The organism is Pseudonocardia sp. EC080619-01, from assembly GCF_001420995.1.
In the GTDB taxonomy this organism is placed as follows: Bacteria; Actinomycetota; Actinomycetes; order Mycobacteriales; family Pseudonocardiaceae; genus Pseudonocardia.
Window position 1 is genome coordinate 104,614 of record NZ_CP012185.1, and the last position, 16,201, is coordinate 120,814.

Annotated in this window: 15 protein-coding genes; 1 reads left to right on the forward strand and 14 read right to left on the reverse strand. The window is 68.2% G+C overall.

Annotated elements, in window-relative coordinates:
* Positions 1–24 precede the first annotated feature (24 nt).
* The 7 genes from AD017_RS28725 to AD017_RS28755 are packed head-to-tail and all read right to left on the reverse strand — an operon-like array spanning position 25 to position 6,779.
* Positions 25–816: an SDR family oxidoreductase gene (locus AD017_RS28725; RefSeq protein ID WP_060576755.1), complete on the reverse strand. Its 792-nt coding sequence runs from the start codon at positions 814–816 to the stop codon at positions 25–27.
* Positions 817–1,680 carry an alpha/beta fold hydrolase gene (locus AD017_RS28730; protein ID WP_060576756.1) on the reverse strand — a complete coding sequence of 288 codons (864 nt, stop codon included), beginning with the start codon at positions 1,678–1,680 and terminating at the stop codon, positions 817–819.
* Positions 1,681–1,731: 51 nt separating this feature from the next.
* Complete coding sequence (locus AD017_RS28735) at positions 1,732–2,244, reverse strand: aromatic-ring-hydroxylating dioxygenase subunit beta (protein WP_060576757.1); 513 nt, start codon at positions 2,242–2,244, stop codon at positions 1,732–1,734.
* Entirely contained in the window at positions 2,241–3,566 is a 1,326-nt protein-coding gene (locus tag AD017_RS28740) for an aromatic ring-hydroxylating dioxygenase subunit alpha (RefSeq protein WP_082538401.1), read from the reverse strand. The genes AD017_RS28735 and AD017_RS28740 overlap by 4 nt, the downstream gene beginning before the upstream one ends.
* Before the next feature lie 57 nt (positions 3,567–3,623).
* Entirely contained in the window at positions 3,624–5,102 is a 1,479-nt protein-coding gene (locus AD017_RS28745) for a TRAP transporter large permease (RefSeq protein ID WP_227013394.1), read from the reverse strand.
* 19 nt (positions 5,103–5,121) lie between these two features.
* Positions 5,122–5,640 (reverse strand): TRAP transporter small permease subunit, encoded by a 519-nt coding sequence (locus AD017_RS28750; RefSeq protein ID WP_168172316.1) that lies wholly within the window; start codon positions 5,638–5,640, stop codon positions 5,122–5,124.
* A 47-nt stretch (positions 5,641–5,687) separates the two neighbouring features.
* Positions 5,688–6,779 carry a C4-dicarboxylate TRAP transporter substrate-binding protein gene (locus tag AD017_RS28755; RefSeq protein WP_060576759.1) on the reverse strand — a complete coding sequence of 364 codons (1,092 nt, stop codon included), beginning with the start codon at positions 6,777–6,779 and terminating at the stop codon, positions 5,688–5,690.
* Between the two features lie 408 nt (positions 6,780–7,187).
* Between AD017_RS28755 and AD017_RS28760 the strand changes: the two genes are divergently transcribed.
* Positions 7,188–8,210, forward strand: a complete 1,023-nt coding sequence (locus AD017_RS28760) for a zinc-binding dehydrogenase (RefSeq protein WP_168172844.1) — start codon at positions 7,188–7,190, stop codon at positions 8,208–8,210.
* Here the strand turns inward: AD017_RS28760 and AD017_RS28765 are convergent.
* The 7 genes from AD017_RS28765 to AD017_RS28795 all read right to left on the reverse strand — a co-directional run bounded on the left by AD017_RS28765 (position 8,183) and on the right by AD017_RS28795 (position 15,363).
* Positions 8,183–8,914, reverse strand: a complete 732-nt coding sequence (locus AD017_RS28765; RefSeq protein WP_060576761.1) for a FadR/GntR family transcriptional regulator — start codon at positions 8,912–8,914, stop codon at positions 8,183–8,185. The genes AD017_RS28760 and AD017_RS28765 overlap by 28 nt on opposite strands.
* Before the next feature lie 305 nt (positions 8,915–9,219).
* A complete protein-coding gene (dmpG, locus tag AD017_RS28770; protein ID WP_060576762.1) occupies positions 9,220–10,284 on the reverse strand; it encodes a 4-hydroxy-2-oxovalerate aldolase in 1,065 nt (354 codons plus the stop codon).
* Entirely contained in the window at positions 10,281–11,234 is a 954-nt protein-coding gene (locus AD017_RS28775) for an acetaldehyde dehydrogenase (acetylating) (protein ID WP_060576763.1), read from the reverse strand. Before AD017_RS28775 ends, dmpG begins: the two co-directional genes overlap by 4 nt.
* Positions 11,231–12,040, reverse strand: a complete 810-nt coding sequence (locus tag AD017_RS28780; RefSeq protein WP_060576764.1) for a 2-keto-4-pentenoate hydratase — start codon at positions 12,038–12,040, stop codon at positions 11,231–11,233. The genes AD017_RS28775 and AD017_RS28780 overlap by 4 nt, the downstream gene beginning before the upstream one ends.
* 559 nt (positions 12,041–12,599) lie before the next feature.
* Complete coding sequence (locus AD017_RS28785; protein ID WP_082538406.1) at positions 12,600–13,445, reverse strand: ABC transporter permease; 846 nt, start codon at positions 13,443–13,445, stop codon at positions 12,600–12,602.
* Complete coding sequence (locus AD017_RS28790) at positions 13,442–14,263, reverse strand: ABC transporter ATP-binding protein (protein WP_060576766.1); 822 nt, start codon at positions 14,261–14,263, stop codon at positions 13,442–13,444. Before AD017_RS28790 ends, AD017_RS28785 begins: the two co-directional genes overlap by 4 nt.
* A gap of 5 nt (positions 14,264–14,268) precedes the next feature.
* Positions 14,269–15,363, reverse strand: a complete 1,095-nt coding sequence (locus AD017_RS28795) for an ABC transporter substrate-binding protein (protein WP_145984125.1) — start codon at positions 15,361–15,363, stop codon at positions 14,269–14,271.
* Positions 15,364–16,201: the final 838 nt, after the last annotated feature.

Here is a 16,201-nt window from a genome sequence, read left to right on the forward strand (position 1 = left end):
GTCCGCCGGTGACCGGTCGTCGCGTCACAACATCGTCGAGCCGCCGTTGACGCTGACGACCTGGCCGGTGATGAACGAGGCCTCCTCGCTGGCGAGGTAGAGCACCGTGGAGGCGACCTCCGCGGTCCGCCCGAAGCGGCCGAGCGGAATCAGTGCCGTGTTGCGGCGGAAGCGTTCGACCGCATCGGCCGGTTGCGACCGCACGTACGGGGTGACGGTCCCGGTGGGCGCGACGGTGTTGACGGTGATCCCGTCGGGAGCGAACTCGCGGGCCAGGCCGGTGGTGATCCCGTGCACGCCACCCTTGGCCGCGTTGTAGACCGCGTGCTGGAACAGCCCGTTACGCACCGAGTCGGCCCCGACGTTGACGATCCGCCCGTAGCCCGCCTCGCGCATCGGGCGCAGACCGGCCCGCGAGCACCACACGACGGTCCACAGGTTCCGATCGACGGTCTCGCGGATCGTGTCGGGCGTGTGGTCGAAGAGATCGCGGATGATCCCGCCGCCGGCGTTGTTGACCAGGACGTCGATCCGGCCGAAGGCGCGCATCGCTTCGTCGACCACTGCCTGGGCGCCCTCCTCCGATGCCAGGTCCGAATCGACGTAGCGCCAGTCCGGGGCGTCCGGGCCGAGTGAGTCCGCGACCGAGTCCCGGCCGCTGTCCGCCCGGTCGGCGGCCACGACGTGTGCTCCCTCCCGCGCCGCGCGCGCGACGATCGCGGCGCCGATGCCTCCGGCGGCGCCGGTGACCACGACGACCCGACCCGCGAAACGTTCGGGGCAGGTGAAGGTGTCACCGTCGGCGTCGGTGACCATTCAGCGTCCCAGGAGGAAGTCGAGGTGGACGCGGTTGAACTCCTCGGGGCGCTCGAACTGCGGCCAGTGACCGGCACCCTCGATCACGACGAAGGTGGAGTCGGGGATCCAGTCCGCGACCTGCTGGCCGACCTCCGGTGGCGCGGTCGGGTCGTGGTCGGTCCAGAGCACCAGCACCGGGCAGGCGACCTTCTGCCAGTCCTGTTGCACCAGGCAGTTGCGGTCCTGGCCGTCGGGATCGGTGTGGCGCTTGAGGATGTCGGCCATCCGCACCAGGTACTCGGGGCTGCGGTAGATCGCCAGGCGGGTGGCGACGAGATCGTCGGTCACCATCGACGAGTCGGCCATCAGCCACTCGAGCCGCTTGCGAACGCTGTCCTCAGTCGCGTCGCGCACCGCGGCCATCGACAACGCGGCGAGATTCTGGACGACGTCGTCGGGCAGGCGCAGGGCCGCGCCGGTGTTGAGGACGATCCGGTCGACCCGGTCGGGGTGCAACAGCGCGAACCAGGCCGCGATGCCGGCCCCCATCGACTCGCCGCTGAGCGACACGCGCTCGATCCCCTCGGCGTCGAGGAACGCGACCAGGTGGTCGACATAGTCGCGGAAGTCGTAGGAGCCCTCCGGCTTGTCGCTGAACCCGTGCCCGACCATGTCGATGGCGTAGGTGTGGAAGTGCTCACCGTGCGCACCGAGGTTGCGGACGTAGGCCTCGGCGTGTCCGCCGGTCCCGTGGATCATCACCAGTGCCGGTGCGTCAGCGCTCCCGCTCTCCAGGACCCGGGTACGGACACCATCGGCGTCGACCCACCGTTGGGTGACCGGGACCCCGCGCAGGTCCTGCCAGATGCTTGTCGTGCTCATCGTGTTCTCCTCTCGTATCCCACGCCCGAGGTGGCAATGACTCCGTCGGCCTCACAGCACGATGGACAGGACACCACCGACGTCACGCAGCGTGCTGTGCCCGAGAACGGCTCGTTTGGAGGCGATACGTAGCCCGTCGGGGGTACGGCGCAGGACATAGTGCAGGTCCGCGACATAGGACGTGGTCCCGGCGAGGCGTGCGCGGTGGACCTGCACCGCGCACCGCACCGTGATCTCGTTTACCGACCCCGGCCGTACCCGGACGTTGCTGATGAACCGGGTCGTGATCGATCGAGGGTTCTCGATATGAGCCCACGTGCTGCGCAGGCGCTGGACGCGGCCACGGATGCCCTCGGCGTCGTCGTCGATGAGTGCGAGATCCCGGTCGGGATCGCCGTGCGGGTTGTCGGTGGAGGGCACCAGATACCGGCAGTCCGGGGTGAACAGGGCACGCCACGACTCGAGTTCCCAGTCGTCGAGGAGCTCGGCCTCGTAGTAGAGGAAGTCCTCCACCTCGGCTCGGTCGGCGACCGCGGCCGGCGACGCCGTCTGAGTGGTGCTCACGTCGTGGCGCCCATCAGATCGTCCCACCGGCGCCAGAACGTCCGCATCTGCAGCTCGTCCCAGTTCGCGGGCGCGTCGTCGTCCATTCCTCGAGAGACGTCGTTCCAGCCTTCCCCCGGCCGGCTGGTGTACCCGCGCTGACAGGACTCGAGGGCCTCGTTGTCGTCGGGCGTGGCGAGCCCGGCGGGCCCGAGGAAGGACAGGAACGACTCGTGTCGCACCCGCCGGGCACGGTCGGTCTCCTGCGCGGGGGCGAGCGACCAGGCGGTCACCTTCATGTGGTCCGGCCGATCCGGGAAGAACGTCCGGACGATCACCGCCATGATGTTGTTGATCACCAGATTGGGAAAGATCAGCATGTTGAAGTCGAGGTTCGCGATCAGGTCGGCCCGTTCGGCGCCGTGCGTCTCGACCAGCCTGCGATGGGACTCTTCGACGATCGACCGGGTCCCCTCCCCCATCGATGGCTTCCAACGGGCGATCGGACGCCCCCAGGGCGCCTGCTTGACCGTGACGGTGTGGCCGTTGCCCAGATCGAACGCGTGCGAGTCCTGCCAGTCCTTCTCGGTACTGCCGGCGATCCGGTCGCCGCGTGACTTCTGGACGTCGAGGTAGGTCTTGTGCACCGGGATCGCGTGGTAGCCGTCGGAGCTGTTCTCCGCGAGGAGCTTCCAGTTCGAGCGCATCGAGTACTCGTGGGTACCCGCGACGGCGACGACTCCGCCCGCCCCGCTGCCCTGGTCCGCAGTCAGGTCCAGATAGAACCGCGCACCGCCGAGGTAGTCGACGAGCGATTCCTGGAACGGGTTGAAGGTGGCGAACACGAAACCGCGATAGCTGTCGACCGCGGCCGGGCGGGCAAGTCCGTGGTCTGCTTTATCGAAACCGGCGGGAAACCCTTCGGCGTCCGGCATCGACACCAGAGTGCCGGCACTGTCGAATGACCAGGAATGGTAGAAGCAGCGGAACCGACGGGTGTTCCCGCGACGTTCTCGACACACCTCCGCACCCCGGTGCGAACATGAGTTGTGCAGGACATTGATCTGCCCACTGCGGTCACGCGTGAACAGCATCGGACGTCCTGCCACCTCACGCGCGACGAAGTCGCCCGCTTCCGGGATCTCCGACTCATGCCCCACGTAGATCCAGCAGGCGGCGAAGATCCGGTTGCGCTCGGCGTCGAGGACATCAGCCCGAGTGAACGCCGACCGGTTGACCAGAAAGCGATTCGGATCACGCAGATCGCGGACGAACTCCCCGTCCCGCGAGGGAACTCGGAGCCGTTCGGGGGTCCGGTTGTCCTCTGGCGTCAGAGTGGTCATAACCCTCCTTCTCAATGGTTCAACCATAAGGTTTACGGGAGCTCCGGTCAAGCACCGTCACTGCGCCGACGACGATTCCGGAAGCCAGAGAGCGACCTCCGGAAAGAAGATCAAGAACACCAGCATCGCGACGGCGACGGCGACGAACCAACCGATTCCTCGGAACACCTCCGACAACCCGATCCGCGCGCCGAGATTCACCTCGGAGTTCTGCGCCGTGCGGAACACGACATAGGTGAGGACCCCGATCGGTGGCGTGATCATGGCCAACTCGACGACGATCACCATGAACACGCCGAACCACAGCGCGCTGATGTCGAAGGCGTCGATGACGGGCAGGAGCAGTGGCACGGTCAGCAGGACGATCGCAAGACCGTCCATGAACATCCCGAGCACGAGGAACACCAGGACGAGCACGAGCAGGAAGGTCACCCGTGAGAGCCCCAGGCCGGTGAGACCGACGGTGAGCGCGTCGGCGACCCCGCTCAGTGTCAGCATCCGAGTGATGACGAAGACGCCCATGAGGAGCAGGGAGATCGACGAGACGACGACGGCACACTCTCGCACACAGGCCACCAGCGTCCGGCCGAGAAAAACCACGCTGCGGTCGGGCCCGAAGAGCCAGCCCAGCACGACCGCCGCGAGGGCCCCGACGGCGCCGGCCTCGGTCGGGGTGAACAACCCCGAGTACATCCCCCCGATGATCACGACTGCGATCACCGCAACGGGCGTGACCCCCCGTAGCGAGCGCACACGCTCGCCCCAGCCGACGCTGCGTGTGCTCGGCGGGCCGAGCGAGTGGTCCAGTGTGCACCGCAGAACGATCATCGCGCTGAACCCCAGAGCGAGAAGCACGCCCGGGACCAGGGCCGAGAGCAGCTGCGGACCGACCGGAGTCTCGGCAACGCTGGCGTAGATGACGAGCACAACGCTCGGCGGGATCAACATCCCCACACTGCCCGACGCGGCGACGACCGCGGTGGCCAGGGAGGGACGGTAGCCATGCCGGAGCATCTCCGGGATCGCGGTACGACCGATCGCGTAGGAAATGGCGATCGAGCTTCCACTTGCCGAGGCCATGCCCGCACCGGTCAGGTTGGTCGCGACGGCCAGGCCGCCGGGGAGGCGCCCGAACCAGTTCTGGGCCGCGACAAAGAACTTGCCGATGATGTGGAACCGGCCCATGGCCACACCCATGAGTACGAACAACGGGATGACCGACAGGCTCCAGCTGGCGGCCTCGCCGAAGCCGACGTGCTCGAACGTGACCGCCAGGGCACCAGGACCGACGATCTTCCAGATTCCGAGCCCGCCCGCGACCGTCATCGCCAGACCGACGTGCATGCCGCACAGCAGAAGGAGCACTGAGAGCAGAACCGCCAGGCCGCCGACAGCCTGTCCTGCCAGACCATCGACAAACAGGACGACGAGCGTGACCAGGACGGCGGCCCCGATCGTCGACCAGTAGGTGATCTCGGACGGGGTGAAGGACCACCGTTGCTTCAGCGGGTCCCGACCCGTCGTGCCGGTATTCACCTCGGTGTTCGTACCCGAGCTACTCATGGCTCTCACTCCCCACTGTGCGGACACGACGGGCCAGCGAACTCGTCAACTGCATCGCGAACAACGCGAACCCGAGCGCAACCACCGTCTTCGTCGGCCAGACGGGGATAGCCACCGCACCCACCGCGACCTCCTGCACCCGGATCGACGACACCGCAGCGAGAAGCGAGAACCAGGTCAGCGCACTGACCGTCGCCACTCCGACCGCATCGACGACGATCTCGGCCCACTGTCTGGAGCGGCGCGGGAGACGCTCGACCAGGACACCGGCCTTGATGTGCTCCCCCATCCGCTCGGCTTGCCCCATCCCGAACATCACGATCAGCACCATCGACCAGTACTGGGTCAGCTCGAGGGTGCCCGGCAACGGGCCGTTGCCCACATTGCGCGACACCACGTCGGCTGAGATGTGCAATGCCATCAGCACGGTGACGACTCCACCCACCATCGCGACGACGGCGAGCGCTCGCTGCCACCGCGTCGGGGTGCGCACCGACAGGTGGTCTTCCACCGCCTGCTCCGCCTCCGGCGGCGGACTCACTCCGTTCCCCACTGCGCTCATCCGGGGTCCACCGGTGAGGGCAGCACACGCCCAACAACTTCATCGCGGTACCGCGTCAGATCCAGTGCCGTCCCCGCTTCGGACAGCGCAGGGTCGCCATAGCCGAGTGAACGCAGCCGGCGGTCCCAGTCCGCGAGCAACGCGTCGTAACGAGCGATAGTCCCGGCCGGGTCCTCGAGCCCCTCGGGCGGGTCGGCGACCATGTCCTCGACCACCCGGCCGTGATGGACACGCACCGCGTCGACCATCTCCGCGGCCGGCTCGTGGAAGGTCATGCCGTGCTCGGCCGGCCCCTCGGTGCGTAGCCGCTCCTCGTAGCGGATCCCCTCCTCCCGCAGTAGTCCCTCGTACCAGGTGTAGAGCGATGCCTCGATCGCCTGTTGCGCGTCTGCCGGCAGGGACTCCCACACGTCGAGGTTGATCACCTCGTACTGCGAGTAACCGTTCATGGGAACCCGGGTGTAGTGCGGCGCCACCTCCCAGAGCCCATAGGCGACCATGAACTTGGGCATCGCCACGGTGCAGTCGATCACTCCGCGTTGGAGCCCGGTGTAGATGTCTCCGGTGGGCAGGTTGACCGGGATCATGCCCAGCGCCTCGATGTCGCCGTCGATGAACGATCCACCACTGCGGACCCGCTTCCCGCGCGCCTCGTCGAGTGTGCGGACCGGTTCGGTGCACGCGAGGTTGTAGGTCGTGATGGGCGTGAAGGTGAACAGCGGCTTGAGGTTCGCCTCACGCAGCTGAGCGGTGATCAGGTCGTCGGTCAGGACGAACTGGGTGATCGCCGCGAAGCCCTGCATCAGTCCGAGGGGTGCCTGCGGATCGACCTTCTGGTTCAGATAGGTGATCCAGTGACTGACCGGGAACTGTGACGGGTACTTGTCGGGCCCGAACATCCCCATATCGGCCACGCCGCCGCCGACGCCCTCGGCGGTCTCCTCGGCGGTCAACAGGCTTCCACCCCAGTAGTCGTCGAACCGGATCTTTCCGCGAGTCCGCTCGGTGACCTCCTCTGCGAACCTGCGGAACGGACCGGCAGCGGACGGGGCGGTGAAGCTCGCGTATCGCAGTGTGATCGGCTCCATGTCGTCCAGGCTGGAACCGGAGATGTCGCGACCGGCACTGCAGCCACCCGCGACGAGGGCGACACAGAGCGTCAGAACACACCAGATGCTCCGGCGGCGGAGGCGCCGACGAGGCGCGCGGACGTGTGGTGGTGAATGGTTCCCAGCAGTCATGGCTTCCTTGCCTCGGCTCGGGACGGCAGCCGTCGACCACGCCGCGATCCACGAGGCAGGCGCAATTCTGAGCTCGTGAGCTGCGAAAACGATAAAGGGTCAATGGCTGGACCTATGCACCGTAAGCTGGCTCACACGATGGTGTCAACAGCGGGAACGAGGGCCGGGACGCTCCACTGCGCGATCAGATCCTGTGTGCCGCCGGGTGGAACGAGGGGCTACCCATACGACACCGGGCTGACTCACCCTGCCGCGGTGAGGACGAGCGAAGCAGGCACCACGATGCGTGCCGCAGCAAGCCACAGTGGCGCGATCACACTCGAGGCTGTGGCGACACCCGTTCTCGGACCAGGCGAGGTCCTGCTTGAGGTCGAGTCGGCGGGCATGAACCGCTCGGATCTGCTCCACACGGCAGGCCGCTACCGGCAACGAGCCTTCGCACACCCCGATCGGCCCGACGTTCCCGGCTCGGAGCTTCTCGGCCACGTCGTCGAGGTGCATCCGACGGTGCACGGGATCGCCGCCGGTGACCGGGCCTTCGCGCTGACCTCACGAGCGCACGCCGATTACGTCGCCGTGGACGCGCGGCTCCTGTTACCGGCCCGTCCTGGCGACGCAGACAGCCTCGGCGCAATGGCGATGGCGTCGATGACCGCGTTCGACGCCTTGGTCCGCCTGGGCGGGCTGGCATCCGGGCACAACGTCCTGATCACCGGCGCCAGCTCGGGGGTCGGGCTCGTAGCGCTGGGATTGGCTCGAGCGTGGGGCGCGGGCTCGGTCGTCGCGACATCGCGGTCACCGGAGACCGCCGACCTTCTTCGCGAGCACGGTGCGACCTCGGTCGCGCACGACGAGTCCGAGGTCACCACGATCGGGCGACAGGTCGGATTCGATCTGGTCGTCGACCACGTCGGTGGCACGGTTCTCGAGGCCGCAGTCACAGGGCTGCGAGACAGAGCCACCGTGGTCTCGGTCGGACGGCTCGGCGGTCGCACCGCCACGATCGATCTTGTCGACCTGGCAGGCCGGCGGGCGAGCCTGATCGGAACGACCTGGAAGACCCGCCACCTCGACGAGATCGCCGACGTCGCCGCACGAGTCCGCGCCGAGGTTCTCCCCCTGGTGCACCGAGGGGAGATCACGGTGCCGGTAGCCCACCGGATCCCGTTCGAGGAGATCGACCAGGCCTACCGGCTGCTCGCATCGGGGTACAGGAAGCCCGGGAGGATCCTCATCGAGCGGAACGGACATCAGCGCGGACGACGCGCTCCCTCATAGGACGCCTCGAGCCAGATCGTGTGCAGCCGCCCGAGGTGATCGGTCATCTCCTCCACGGCCCCGTCGGTGTCCCGCGCGCGCAGGCGCTCGAGGAGGCGGCTCCGCGACCGGGTGATCATGTCGTCACGTGTGGGACCGATGGCGAGAACGACTGTCCGCATGACCTCCATCAGCGAAGCCATCGTGGCAATGATGATCTTGTTGCCGGTCGCCTCGGCCAGGATGTTGTGGAACTCGATGTGTACGAGCGCCTTCTTCTCCCACTGTTCCTCATCGGTGAGCCGTGCAGCCTCCACGATGTTGGCCTCGAGACGGTCGAGCGTGGCCTCATCGGCTCGCTCGCAGGCGACCCGCACCACGATCGACTCGATCCACCCGCGAGCCTCGGTGAGCTCGCTGAGCGACAGACTTCCGAGCTCCAGCTGATCGGAGATGCTGCTGGCGATCCTGCTCGGATCCGCGTGGGCGACGAACGCACCGCCGGTCGCACCACGACGCAGCTCGACCAACCCAGCGATCTCGAGCATCCGCATCGCCTCGCGAACGGTGTTGCGACTGACTTCGAACTGCTCGGCCAGTGCCCGCTCGGCGGGAAGCCGATCACCAGGACGGAGCGACCCGTCCCTGATCCCGGACCGGATCTGGCTGATGATCTCTTCAAAGGCCCGCCGCGGACGGGCCGGCTGGAACCGGTTGTCGCTCATCCCTCGTCCCATCGTCCGGCGCGCTGCACGGCTGCCACCAACTCCGGCCTTAGGTCGGACCAATGACACGCTACCTGGTCGAGGCCAGCGCTTCATGATGGGTCGTAGCTGCCCGACGAACCACGGCACGCCCTACGCCTGTCCCGCCCGCCCTGCCCCGCCGACACCGCCAGGGAGCGCGCAGACCGTCCGCCGCTACGCGACGGCAGCGACCGGCAGCGACCGGGCTGGCCCCTTGGAGCGTCAGGCCAGCCAGTGCTCACCGCGACATGATCGCCTGCCAGGCCCGCGGACGGACTCCGCGATCACCGCCGGATCCGGTCGTGGTCATTGGCGAGGTCGAGCGCGATGTCGACGATCATGTCTTCCTGGCCGCCAACCAGGCCGCGGCGGCCGACCTCGACGAGGATGTCGCGGGTGTCGAGCCCGTACTCGGTGGCAGCGCGCTCGGCGTGGCGCAGGAAGCTGGAGTAGACCCCGGCGAACCCGAGGGTGAGCGTCTCCCGGTCGACCCGGACCGGACGGTCCTGCAGGGGCCGGATGATGTCGTCTGCGGCGTCCTGCAGCGCGAACAGGTCACAGCCGTGGGTCCAGCCGTGGATGTCGGCCACGGCGATGAACGCCTCGATCGGACAGTTGCCCGCGCCCGCACCGTGCCCGGCCAGCGAGGCGTCGACGCGGGTGACGCCCTCCTCGACCGCGACGACGGAGTTCGCCACCGACAGCGACAGGTTCTCGTGGGCGTGCACGCCGATCTGGGTGCCCGGGTCGAGGACGTCGCGGTAGGCGCGGATCCGGTCCCGGACGTCACCCATGGTGAGCCGGCCGCCGGAGTCGGTGACATAGACGCAGTGCGCGCCGGCGTCTTCCATGATCGTGGCTTGCTTGGCGAGATCCGTCGCGGGAGCCATGTGGGACATCATCAGGAATCCGGAGACGTCCATGCCCAGCTCGCGGGCCTTGCCGATGTGCTGGATCGCGATGTCGGCCTCGGTGGCGTGGGTCGCGACGCGGACCGAACGGACGCCGAGGTCGTACGCCTTCTGCAGGTCGTGCAGAGTGCCGATGCCGGGCAGCAGCAGGGTGGTCAGCACCGCACGGTCCACGGCCTCGGCCGCCGCGGAGATCCACTCCCAGTCGGTGTTGCTGCCGGGGCCGTAGGTGAGGCTGGCTCCGGCCAGGCCGTCACCGTGGGAGACCTCGATCGCGTCGACACCGGCGACGTCGAGGGCGGCGGCGATGCGGCCGACGTCGGCGGGGTCCATGCGGTGCCGGACGGCGTGCATCCCGTCGCGCAGGGTGACGTCCTGGATGTAGAGCGCGGGCGCGCCGGCGCCGCCGGGGGTCTGGGCGGGCTGCTGGCTGGTCATCGCAGGGCCTCCGCGGGCTTCGAGTCGGTGGCGCGAGCGGCGAGGAGCTCGGCGGTGCGCAAGGCGGCCGAGGTCATGATGTCGAGGTTTCCGGCGTAGGCCGGCAGGTAGTGCGCGGCCCCCTCGACCTCCAGGAAGACCTGGACCTTCCACGCCGGGCGCGGGGTACCGGCGGGCACGAGTGTGTCGAGCGGCTCGTCGTCCGGGACCGGGGTGACCTGAACCTGCTGCTTGAGGCGGTAGCCGGGCACGTAGCGGGCGACCTGGTCGACCATCTCGTGAACCGAGGCGCGGATGGCGTCGGGATCGGCGTCACCGACCAGACACAGCACCGTGTCGCGCATGATCATGGGCGGCTCGGCCGGGTTGAGCACGATGATGGCCTTGCCGCGCTCGGCGCCGCCGACCTTCTCGATAGCCGCCGAGGTGGTCTCGGTGAACTCGTCGATGTTGGCGCGGGTACCGGGGCCGGCCGAGCGCGACGAGATCGAGGCGACGATCTCGCCGTAGCGGACCGGGGCGACCTTCGCGATCGCGGCGACCATCGGGATCGTGGCCTGCCCGCCGCAGGTGACCATGTTGACGTTGCGGACCTCAGCATGGTCGTCGAGGTTGACCGCGGGCACGACGAACGGGCCGACCGCGGCCGGGGTCAGGTCGATCAGGATCTTGCCGTGAGGGGCGAGCTTCTCGGCGTTGGCCACGTGCGCACGCGCCGAGGTCGCGTCGAACACGACATCGATCTCGTCGAAGTTCGGCAGGGCCATCAGCCCGTCGACGCCGTCGGCGGTCGCCGCGATGCCGAGCCGCGTCGCGCGGGCCAGCCCGTCGGACTCGGGGTCGATGCCGACCATCGCCCCCATCTCGAGGTTCTCCGACAGCCGGATGACCTTCATCATCAGGTCGGAGCCGATGTTGCCGGATCCGATGATGGCGACCTTGGTGCTCATGCCGTACCCCCGGTGGTGAAGCGGGCGCGGACCTCGCCGAGGCCGGTCAGCGTCGCGGTGAACTCGTCGCCGGGTGAGACCGGTGTCATCGGTCCGAGGGCGCCGGAGAGGACGACCTCGCCCGCGCTCAGCGGGGAGCCGTACTCGCGGGCGGTGCGGGCGAGCCAGACCAGGGCGTTGATCGGGTCGCCGAGGCAGGCGGCGCCGGTACCCGAGGACAGGACCTGTCCGTCGCGGCCGGTGAGGGTCATCTCGACGGTGCGCAGATCGGTGTCGCCGAGCTCATGCCGGTCGTCGCCGAGGACGTAGAGGCCACTGGAGGCGTTGTCGGCGACGGTGTCGACGATGGTGATATCCCAGCCGGCGACCCGGCTGTCCACGATCTCCAGGGCGGGGACCAGCTGCGCGACCGCGGCCCGCGCGGTGGCGGGGTCGATGTCGTCGGAGTCCAGATCCCGCCCGAGCACGAATGCGATCTCGGCCTCGATCCGCGGCTGAAGAAGCCGCCCGATGTCGATCGGGGTGTCCAGCGGGCAGCCCATGTCGGCGAACAGCACACCGAAGTCGGGCTGGTCGACGCCCAGCTGGGTCTGCACGGCCGGGGAGGTCAGGCCGATCTTGCGCCCCGAGATCACGCGGCCCGCGTCGAGCTGCGTACGGGTGAGCACGGACTGCACGGCATAACCGGTCGCGACCGAGACGTCGGGCAGCAGGTCGCGTACCGGTGCACACGGCCGTCCGGTCCGCTCGGCCTCGAGCAGCTGCTCCGCCGCGGCGCGTACCTCACCGGTGAGGGAAGTGGTCATGTCTCGACCGTGCCCTATCCGATGCGAAACGCTGGCATCGTGCGTTCCACTCCACGAAACGGCGCCCAGGCCGAGCGGCTCTCGTCAGTCCGCGCGGGCACTGCGGCTACTGTCGGAGTTCCGGGCGGGTGAGCCGGACGTGTCGCCGGCCGAGCTGTCGCGGCGCCCTGACGGTGTCGACCACGCGGCCGAGTGGCCAAGCCGACGGCGTTCGGGCTGCTTAGAGCAGCTCTTCCACCACTCGGCGGCCACTGACGAAGAGAGCCCGGGCGAGCACGATCTCACCCCTCGAGGCGGCCGACAGCCCCCGTTCATGCAGCAATGCCGACCGCGGCCCCTCAGGCCACCGACCGCCGCACGCTGTGACTCGCACGACGGCGGTGGCACCGTCCGGGCCTATGCGGTCGACGCGCCCGACATTGGGGCACAGACGGTCCACCTGCAGGCCTGAACGTCGCCCCGCGCCGAATCCGCAGGCTGACCTCATGTCAGAGGCCGTCCGCCGCCGTGCTTCACCGCGTGCGGTCCGGCCCCATCAGAGGGCCGAGCTCATGATCCGTCAGCGCCCGGCGCCCTCTTTCCACACCAGTGCCCGACGCGTCGCCAGACCCGCCAGCCGATCCAACGCCAGTCCGATGACCAGGAGAGTGGCCAGCGCCGCGAAAGTCCCGGCCGTGTTGAACTGCCCGGCGTTGTTGGCGACCAGATGGCCAAGACCACGGTTGGAAGCCAGGATCTCGGCGACCACGACCGCGACCAGAGCTTGCGGAACCGACAACTTGAGTCCGGCCACGACCCAGACGAGGGCCGAGGGCAACCGAACCCGGAACGCCAGGTCCCGCCGACGCCCTCCCATGATCCGAACGGCGTCGACGAGCGAGCGATCAACCTCACGGACCCCGTAATAGGTGTTGTAGAACATCAGGAAGAACGTGACGATCGCCGCAATCATGACCTGCAGTTCACGGCCGATGCCGAACCACAGCACGAACAGAGGGACGAGGGCGAGCTTGGGAAGACTGTAGATACCGGTGATGAAAGGTTCGAGGACCGCCGCCGCCCATGGGCTGCCACCGAGAAGGTAGCCGAGCACGATTGCGACGCTGCCGCCGACGGCGAAACCGACGATCGTCGAGTAGAACGTGCTACTCGCGTGGAACCAGAGCTGCCCGCTGATCACCCAGTCCCACCACTCCACCGCGACGGCGCTGGGGCTGCTCACGAAGAACGGGTCGACGACCGGTCCCGACAATGCCTCCCAGGCACTCAGCAACACGATCAGCAGAACCACCCTCGCGGTGATCACTGCGGTGCGTCCGGCGCGCCAGGGTCGACGTGCCGGCCGGCCCCGGGCCTCGGTGCCCGATCCGGCCGGCCGTTCGATGTCGCTGCGTGTCGTACTCATCGCTCCTCCTCCGCCGGACGGGCTTGCACGAGCGCGGCGTGCACGCGTTGCTCGAGCTGGCGGAATCGTTCGTCGAACCGGATCGTCTCCGCGTCGCGGTCGGGCCCGAGGTCGATCGCGATGTCTGCGATCGGCGCAGCAGGCCGTCCCCCGAGCACCAGGACGCGATCGGAGACGAGTACCGCCTCGTCGATGTCGTGGGTCACGAACAACACCGTCTGCCTCGCATCTGCCACGGTGCGTCGCAGCTCGACCTGGAGCTGGGTGCGAAGCTGTGCGTCGAGCGCCGCGAACGGTTCGTCCATCACCAGCATCGCCGGTTCGTAGATCATGCTGCGTGCCAGCAGCGCCCGTCGCTTCATCCCGCCCGAGAGCTGGGCTGGATACCGCCGAGCCGAGTCACCCAGCTCGAGCATGTCGAGACTCGACGCAACCCTCTCGCGAATCACCTGGCGAGACACGCCGCGCAGACGGAGCGGGAGCGCGACGTTGTCGGCGACCGTCCGCCACGGCAACAGGGTGTCGCCCTGGGTCATGTATCCCACTGACGTGTTGACCCCGACCAGTGGTCGTCCGGCGAAGCTCACGGTGCCGGCACGGGCTTTGAGGAGGCCGCACGCGACATTGAGGATGGTCGACTTCCCGCATCCGGACGGGCCCAGGACCGTGACGAACTCACCTGCCCGGATCTCCAGGTCGACGTCCTGCACGACGTTGGGTCCCTCACCGAAACCCGTGGCCAGACCGTCGAATCGAAGAATCGTGTCCGAGCCGAGCGATGTCGCACTGCTCGAGGCGACTCCCGCGATGCCGCTCATCGTGATCAACCTTTCGCCCTGGCGTAGACCAGCTCGTCGTAGTCGACGCCCGAGTAGGCGCCGCCTGTCGTAGTACGCATCTGGTCGAGCAGCTGGTCGATGCTCGTCCGGGTACAGCGGCCGTCCTGCGGGAACGAGGACCTGGCCTGCTGCCAGGCCAGGTCGAACACCTGCTGGTCGAGGTCGGGGAACCAGCGGGTCCGCAGCTCTGCCCCGGCCGCCGCCGGGTCGTCTGCGATCAACCGCTGGGCTGCGACCGTCGCGTCGAACATGGCGTCGACGAGGTCGGGATCACGCTCGAGAAGATCGCGACGGACGACGAGCGCCCCCGCCAGCGAGTCTCCGATGGTGTCGCGGACGTCGCCGCGGGGCAGGGAAAGCCAGAGGCTCGCCTCACCCGCGGCGATGTTCTGCTCGGTCACCCCGGCTCCGTAGAACGCGCCGTCGAACTGTCCCTGCTTCACCCCGCCGACGATCGCCGAGGTGTCCTGGACCCCGATGATGCGGACATCGGTGTCCGGGTTCATCCCGTAGGAGCGGATGATCGTCCGAAGGATGTTGTTGTTACCCGATCCTTCTGCTGAGGTCGCGATGGTGAGCCCTCTCAGCGCCGCGACCCGCTCGCGGGCGGGCGCATCGGGCTCGACGCCGATCCGTTCGATCACGTCGTTGCGTAACGCGAGTGTGTTCGCCGCGTAGTTGGTGCAGGCGACGAACACCAGTGGACTACCGCGATCGACGGCGTCGATGGCGGTGGTGATCGCCGGGTTCGCGAAGGTGAGGTCACCGGAGAGGACCCCGGCGACGAGGTTGGTGCTGGAGGTGCCGACCGGCCGGTAGTCGACCGTGACCCCGTTACGGCGGTCGAGCCCGGTCGACGACATCAGCTGAGGAACCGTGTAGTTCATGCTCACCGCCCCCGAGCCGAGCGTCGCGGTCAGTTCGCCCGTCTCGGAGCGATTGGCGGGAGCCCCTGCAGCGCACGACGTGACGAGCAGCGCGGAGGCGAGAAGCACCGCGGTCGAAGCCATGAGTCGCCATCGGGACGGGCATGAATGCGAGTCGTGCAACGCTGCACCTCTATCGCTGTTTGGAGCCAACTTTGACACCAAAACCTACGTCGTCGACTCCGCGCCGGTCAACGGCGTCGACCCGACCTGTCGTCAAGCTCTGCGGTGATGCAGAGCCGACATCGATCGACCTACCTGGCGGCGCACCACACCGCCCCGGCTTCGGACAGTGACGACAATCCACCGTCGCCCATGAGCCGAGCCGAGACATGCGCAGTCGCGAAGTCGCGTAGCTGCGGCGCTCGACGTTCGTGCGGGCGAGCGCGCAGAACCGCACTCCACAGGCGCCGGACGCGCGCGGCCCCAGTACGCCCCATGGACCATCCGGTCACCGCCCCGAGCCCTCCGGTGTCCAATCTCGTCGACGGCGATGACGTGTGCGCCCTGAGCTCCACCCACGGAACCTGCGAGGACCCGCACGACTGTCGCTGCGACCGGCGCGGGGCGCGTACTCACCCCGGTCAGCCGTGTCACGACCGACAGCCGCAACAGTCCCACCTGCCTCACGTGGACCTACGAGCCGCGAACCCGCTCATCGCCGGTCGGCTCAAGTGGACGCGGGCGACGCCAGCAGCCGGACAGCACTGCGGAACGAGCGCCGTGCAGGTCCTGGCGTCCAGCAGCGCCCCACCCAACGCCGGCTACACGCCGGCACCGGTCTGTCACCACGGCGCAGCAGCCTCAGCCCCGTTCGATGTGCGCCCTGACACGACCACCGCCGTCATCGGCCCACCCACGGCTGCGGGCGTACTCGACCATCGCGTCCAGATCATCTGACCATCCGGGCCGCACCCGCCCCGCCGCCATCTCGCGAACCCACCGAACCTCGATCATGAGATGTCCCTAAGGTCGTAGGTGTTCGGGGTTG